The 6,691-nt window shown below is 44.2% G+C and carries 7 protein-coding genes; 4 read left to right on the forward strand and 3 right to left on the reverse strand.

All coding sequences use genetic code 11. The features are described from left to right. Positions 1-352: 352 nt before the first annotated feature. Complete coding sequence (locus CAG68_RS19435) at positions 353-892, reverse strand: redoxin domain-containing protein (protein WP_005385152.1); 540 nt, start codon at positions 890-892, stop codon at positions 353-355. Between the two features lie 564 nt (positions 893-1,456). On the opposite strand from CAG68_RS19435, the gene CAG68_RS19440 reads away from it, so the two are divergent. Beyond that, on the forward strand, positions 1,457-3,214 hold the full coding sequence (locus CAG68_RS19440) for an SgrR family transcriptional regulator (protein WP_161441540.1): 1,758 nt from the start codon (positions 1,457-1,459) through the stop codon (positions 3,212-3,214). A gap of 9 nt (positions 3,215-3,223) precedes the next feature. On the opposite strand, the gene CAG68_RS19445 is transcribed toward CAG68_RS19440, so the two are convergent. Next, positions 3,224-4,099 (reverse strand): LysR family transcriptional regulator, encoded by an 876-nt coding sequence (locus tag CAG68_RS19445; RefSeq protein ID WP_017635840.1) that lies wholly within the window; start codon positions 4,097-4,099, stop codon positions 3,224-3,226. 141 nt (positions 4,100-4,240) lie between these two features. Here CAG68_RS19445 and CAG68_RS19450 point away from each other — a divergent pair, with 141 nt between their 5' ends. The 3 genes from CAG68_RS19450 (at position 4,241) to CAG68_RS19460 (ending at position 6,153) form a co-directional block, all read left to right on the forward strand. Beyond that, on the forward strand, positions 4,241-5,209 hold the full coding sequence (locus tag CAG68_RS19450) for an aldo/keto reductase (RefSeq protein WP_115386740.1): 969 nt from the start codon (positions 4,241-4,243) through the stop codon (positions 5,207-5,209). Positions 5,210-5,218: 9 nt separating this feature from the next. Further along, positions 5,219-5,605, forward strand: a complete 387-nt coding sequence (locus CAG68_RS19455; protein ID WP_042521512.1) for a GlcG/HbpS family heme-binding protein — start codon at positions 5,219-5,221, stop codon at positions 5,603-5,605. Between the two features lie 167 nt (positions 5,606-5,772). Next, positions 5,773-6,153, forward strand: a complete 381-nt coding sequence (locus CAG68_RS19460; RefSeq protein ID WP_005375467.1) for a hypothetical protein — start codon at positions 5,773-5,775, stop codon at positions 6,151-6,153. Between the two features lie 110 nt (positions 6,154-6,263). Here the strand turns inward: CAG68_RS19460 and CAG68_RS19465 are convergent, their stop codons facing one another. Then, entirely contained in the window at positions 6,264-6,596 is a 333-nt protein-coding gene (locus tag CAG68_RS19465) for a helix-turn-helix transcriptional regulator (RefSeq protein ID WP_031780945.1), read from the reverse strand. Positions 6,597-6,691: the final 95 nt, after the last annotated feature.

Below are 6,691 nucleotides of genomic sequence, written 5' to 3' on the forward strand. Positions count from 1 at the left end.
AATTATTAGATTTGCACAATTGTGAGTTGCAATAGGATAATAATCGCTAGCCAACTACTTGTGTAGGTACCGTTATGATTTATATATCCGTTAAGTCTAAGTTTTTAGTCTTAATTTCATGTATTTATCGTGAAAGTGACTTAGAAGTAAATAACTAACGTTGTTTGAGGGGAGCCTGGGCTTCACTGATCTTGTTTTTCATCAAGGCGTTGTATAATGAACAAGGACTCTATTTCCAACTTGTTGATACATATCAGATCTCACGGATCTGATATGCATTCCAAGTTATTCTCACTAAGGCAAGAATCCTAGCTTATTTAAGGATAGAAAGTTTACTTGGGTGCAGAAGATATTAGTAATCCAATGTGCCACGGATAGGGTAGTTATTGTTTGGATCGCGAATCCATGCCAATCCGCGTGATAGCGCGCCAAGCTCAGGGCGAACAAACGGGTTGTTTGAAATATCCACCACGTGTAAGTCGCCGTGTTCATTCACCACAAACAGACCTGGTTCTGCGAAATTATGATCGGTTTCCTGTTCAGATCGAGGAATAGATACATACAAGCCTAGCGTTTTCATTTGTTCTTCGGTCAGGCCGTAAGCGATAGGGAAGCTGATTTCGAGTTTCTCTAGATGCCCCTCTAGCTGTGCTTTTGAATCGCCAGAAACGGCAAGAATATCGACGCCAGCATCAGCGAAAGCCTGTTTGTAACTCTCAAGCTCATTGAGGTACTTAGTACAAAGAGGGCAGTGTTTACCACGATAAACGAATACTGCTTGCCAAGTCGCATCACCTTGTGGCTGACCCAACGTTACGCTTGAACCATCTAGCAAAGTGGCTTGAAGATGAGGGAAGCTGTCGCCCGCTTTAAGTTTCACTGAAGTTGCCATATTGACTCCCGAATTGGTGGTGTATATCCATGAATGCCCCTTTCTCAACAAAGCGATTGGGGGATGAGACTTCAATGTAGACTCTGTTTTGCGGTGTTTCAACTAGTTAACTTTTAGTAACCTGCAATAAGGTAGTAGAGTGCAAAAGATGAAAAAGCAGAACTTAAGATACAACGAAGTGGGGGTGTAGTATCAGGAGCTAAGTTCTGCTTGAGGTTAGGCTATGACCACTGGAACATATCGTTAAGATAAACCAGAGTCATAACTTCTATTTTATTACTCGATTGAGCTAGGCGTTGCTGAAAAAAGTACGCCATCATTGGCTTCTTCATTTTTTCCTCCTTTAGCTGACGAGTAAATTATGTGTATAAAAGGGGATATAAAAAAGAGAGTGCTTTTGTTGGCTTTTTTCCTGATAACGTAAATATATGGGGCTTTAAAGCCGAATTTGGAGGTTAATTGTGGAAAAGGGGAACAGATAATTAGGAAGTTTTCTTATTTTATTACCGCCAACTTAAGTAAACTATTCCTATCCACAAACTTCACAGATCTAAGGTTGATTCAGTGTCTGATCTCAATTTGTTTCGCTATTACCAACGATTACTCTCGTTTAGCGTTGGTGATGAAACAAAAACCACGTTACAGGACATTGCCGACATCATGTTCACTTCTTCTCGGCATGCTCGTAGCCTGCTAACGCAAATGCAGCAGAAGGCGTGGTTGAGCTGGCATCCGAAAGCTGGGCGGAACCAACGATCGACTCTCATTCTGAATATGGAGTTAGACGTTTTAAAAGAGAGCTTGGCTCTTGAACGTATCAAGTTAGGCAAGTATGAAAAAGCGCTGGCGATATTAGATGAAGACGAACTGGCATTTGGCCGTTTGTTAAAAACAACGTCTGGTGCTTCTGTGCAAGAAGGACAGCTCAATATTCAATTAACCTATAAGCGAATGTTTGAGCGCGTCGTTCCACATCAACTTCAGCGTAGCAGCGAACGTTTCTTATTAAGGCAAATCTATTGTTGCTTAGTTTCGAGTGATAACAATGGGAAAGTGCAACCAGAACTCGCACATCACTGGCGTTATGACGAAGACACCTACGAATGGACTTTCTACCTTCGTCCAGGTCTGACTTTTCATAATGGTAATTCCATTGATGCAGAAACAGTGGTTAGCTTGTTTGCAAAGTTGAGTTCACTACAGTACTACGAAAAAGAGTTGGCACATGTTGCTAACATTACTGCGCCAACGCCACTGAAAGTTGTTTTTAAGCTTAATCGAGCTGACTTGGGCTTTGCTGGACTTATTTCTGGGGTGAAATACGGCATTCAACCAGTAAGCCAAGTTAACGTAGCGAATAACAAGCTGGTGGTCGGAAGTGGCCCATTCTCTGTTGTCGAGCACAATGAAAGTCGTTTAAAACTGCAAGCATTTAATGGTTACTACGCATGTAGAGTTCTAACGGATTTGGTGACTATCTGGATTGTTAATGACGAGCAGATGGAGAACCCGTCATTGGCAGCAAATACGTTGCAAAGGGATACTTCGCCCGAGGAGGATTTGTGTGGACACTATATGTCGACGCAAAACCGAGAAAACTCATCGGCGAGCAAGCGTAGTCGAATAGAAGATGGTTGCTTATTCGCCTTATTTAATCAGCACGCTAAGCACAAACTCTCTTTAGCGCAGCGCCGTTATATTAGTGAGCTAATTCAACCTGAGCACTTGGCCGAAGTGATGCGCCGCGAGAATATTGTATTTGGGAGTATACCCGCTTATAACCTGCTACCAGGTTGGAAGCCAGTGCTCCGTCCGTTCAGTGAGCCGCTTAAGTTACCTAAACACATTACGATAGCCGGATATAACTATACCGCGTTGCGTCGCTGTGCGCGGGCTATTTCTAATCGTTTGGTGAGTGTTGGCAGTAAAGTAGAAATTGTTATGTATTCCTATCGTGAGCTGAACGAGAAAGCTAAGAATGGTGAGCTAAATGAGACGATGGTCGTGACGAACATAAACCTAGATGATAATCGTCATGCCTCAGCGTTCACGAACTTCTTCAGCAACGCTGTGCTATTCCACACTTTGGGAGAGAAGAACGCACAATGGTTAGATGAACAACTACAGAGAGTCAGATCTTTCGTTCCACTTGAGGACTACCTTAATGCATTGGAGCCAATTGCATCGACGTTGATCAGCGAATACTGGATTGCACCTATGTTCCACCATACACAAACTTTGCGCTTCCAAGGTGTGTTAGAAGACGTCGCTCTTACTAACTGGGGTTGGCCAGATATTCGCTCGGTGTGGTCTGCGGATTAACTGCCTTAGTTATATAGCAAAGTGCTGCTTCACGAATTCAATGAAGGCTCTGGTTTTCGCTGATTGATAGATAAGTTGTGGGTACACCAAGTAAACCGCGTTGTGCTGGTGGTCAGTTTCTTCCGATAGAACCTGCACTAGACGGCCGTGCTCAACGTCTTGTTCGACAAAGTAACTTGCTAACCGAGCAATGCCATTGCCAGACAGGGCTGATTCTTTGAGTAAGCGGTTTTCATTGCTTGAAAGCCAACCTTGGGTTTGAACTGTTCCCGTTTTTAACGGCCACTCTTTTTGATGCAATGTGGTTAAGCATTGATGCTCTTGTAAATCATCTAATGTCTCCGGCGTACCTTCTTCTTGCAGATACTGAGGAGAGGCAACCAGCCAGTGGTGGTAGTCCAAAAGGTGATGAGCAATCATATTCTCTGGCGGCGTTCTTGTCGCTCGAAACGCAAAATCAACGCTGGTTTCTGTCAGATTAAACGCTTGATAGCTAGAAAGGATCTCGAACTCTACGTTTGGATGTAAAGCGCGAAACGCTACGCACAAATCATGCAGCACCGCTTCAGCAAACATCTTGGGAGCGGTAAGACGAATCAGACCGTCTATTTGTTCAGATCGCTGACTTAAACTCTTTTCCATTTCCATTACGCGGCGTTTGAGATCTTCCGCTTGTGCAAAGATCGATTCACCTTCTGCCGTCAATCTCACGCTGCGTGTAGTTCGAACAATCAAAGGCGTGGCGAGTTCCGATTCCAATCGCTTGATTTGTTCTGACAGGTAACTTTTAGAAATGCCAAGTTGCTCCGCTGCCCTAGAAAAGTTAAGTGTTTGAGCCACTTCGGCAAACAGCATCAGTTTTTCGATTCTCTTATAATCTGCCATCTTGATTGCTCGTCTTTATTGTTCGGTATCAAGGATAATGAATTCGATTTTACGGTATTAAACTAATTTTTACGAACGGTAAGATGGTTAGAGTTAACTTAAGAAATTGAAGATGCAGAAATCGGAAAAGTGAGAATAACGATGAACAATCCAACACTACCGCTCGCCAAAACCTTACCTAACGTTAGCCGCTTGGTCTTCGGCTGCATGGGGCTTGGAGGGGAGTGGAATCGCAACCCATTAACCGCCCAAGATGAAAACCAAGCTTATGCCGCTGTAGAGGTAGCATTAGAGGTGGGCATCAATCTCTTTGATCATGCGGATATCTACAAATTCGGTAAGGCAGAAGAAGTGTTTGGGCGCATCTTAGCCAATGACTCAACCTTACGAGAACGAATTTATTTGCAATCCAAGTGCGGCATCCGTCTAGGAGATGAGCAAGGTGTTAAGCAGTATGACTTCTCTGCTAAATGGGTGACGGCTTCTGTTGAGGGCATTCTTGAACGCCTTGGCGTGGAAAACCTTGATGTTTTGATGCTGCATCGTCCTGATCCTTTGGTTGAATTTGAAGAACTGGGCACAGCGCTAAAAGCTCTGAAACAAGCTGGCAAAGTTAACCACTTCGGTGTTTCTAACATGAACAGTGCTCAAATTGATCTTCTTCAACAAGCTACGGGCGAAGTTGTTGTGGCGAACCAGTTGGAAATGAGTCTGGCTAAGTCTGACTTCATCAAGCAAGGCATGGGGCTTCCTTCGTCTGCATCTGACTACGTTGCAGGAATACTGGAACATGCCCGTAAGCACAATATCCAACTGCAAGCGTGGGGCAGTATGGCGCAGGGAAGATTCTCAGAGCGTGGTTTACATTCTGATGATCACAACACCAGACAGATTGCGGAGATGGTGATGGCGCTAGCAGCTGAATATGGCGTGCCGTCAGAGGCGATTGTTTTAGCCTTCCTAACGCGTCACCCAAGCCAAATTCAACCTGTTATTGGTACTGCAAACCCACAACGTATTCGCGCTTGTGCTCAAGTAGAGAGCGTCACGCTATCACGTAGCCATTGGTATGGCTTGTTCGAGAAAACCCTTGGTCATGAGATCCCGTAGGAGAGAAAAATGAAATACGTACAAGTTCAAACTCTAATTCAAACGGCATTGGAAATTGCGACTGCTCGCAAGCAAAACATTGCGGTTGCCGTGGTTGATACGCATGGTGAATTGCTCGGTTTTGCCCGAATGGATGATGTGAGCGTACAAGCAGGTTTGTTGGCACAGAACAAAGCTTACACCTCGGCTAGAGACCGCCAACCTAGCGGCAATCTGGGCGCTTGGGCTCGTGAGACGGGTAAGCAGTTGAGTTATTGGACTGACCCGAAGATCACAGGCTTTATGGGTGGTGTGCCTATAGAACAAGAGGGGAAAATCGTCGGTGCAATTGGTATCAGTGGTTTGGCTGAGCAAGATGATGAAGCACTTGCGATGGAAGTATTAAACGCGCGTTGAGTATAATGTTTATCAGTAGGTGTGATGCTTTGTCCAGCTTTGTACTCACTGTAGGGACTCAAGTTCACAGGCTTCGTCGAGTCACAATGCTATCTAATAGCCTGAAGTAAGCAGAAGTTGAAATCGCGAACTATGATTAATTTATTTGAAAGCTTTGAGGCCTAAATATGTTTCATAAGGTATTCGTTTCGCTATTTTTTGTTCTCCTCTCAGGCTGTGGTACGAGTGACAGCGCGTTAAAAGAGAGCGGTTATGATGAAGCTTATATCCAAGGCTTTCATGACGGTCGGCATAGTGGTATGCAAGAGGCAGGGAATGATTTTGAACACTATATTAAGGACGAAACAAGGTATCAAACCGACTCAGATTATCGGCAAGGCTGGGATGCTGGTGAGGTAGAGGGTAACAAGTTACAAAAGCAGGCGACCGCGATAGGACAAGGCATGATTGATAATTCATATGAAGAACGTGATGTCTTTGATCCTGATAAGGTGGCGAAAGATGCAATAAAAGGCGTTGATACATCGGAATTGAAAAGCCTAGAGTAACGGACTGATATAAAGAATAAAACTCGTCATTTGACGAGTTTTATTTTTGTCTAAACGATTCATGTTTCAACGCTCAACAGGACATTCACGTTTGGGTATGAGTAATGTGGTTAATCACCTTTCTTGTTCTTTTGTTCAAGGACTAACGATAACAGGCGAACGAGCAGGGACTGAGCTTCCGGTGAGAGCAATCGCGCCACGGCCGTTAGGTCATTTGCTGTGACATGCTGAACATCACGTACATCTAAAGCAATATCTAGGTCAGTCAAATGAAGCGAACGCAATATGGCACGATATTGTGAGAGTTTAAGATCGGACTCTCCGCGCTCGATCCTTTGATATGTTTTTACGCTCATTCCAGCGATGTTTGCCATTTGCTCACGGGAGAGGCCATTCGATTTTCGTCTTGCGATCAGTGCTTGAATTATAGGGTCTACCTGCATGTGCTCTCCTGAAAGGACAGTTTTGACCTAAACGGAGCAAGAAGTGGACCAGTTTAACCACCACATATTTACCTGCTTTGCAATCAGTATAAAAA

Source organism: Vibrio sp. V42_P2S4T144, assembly GCF_009904715.1.
GTDB lineage: Bacteria > Pseudomonadota > Gammaproteobacteria > Enterobacterales > Vibrionaceae > Vibrio > Vibrio alginolyticus.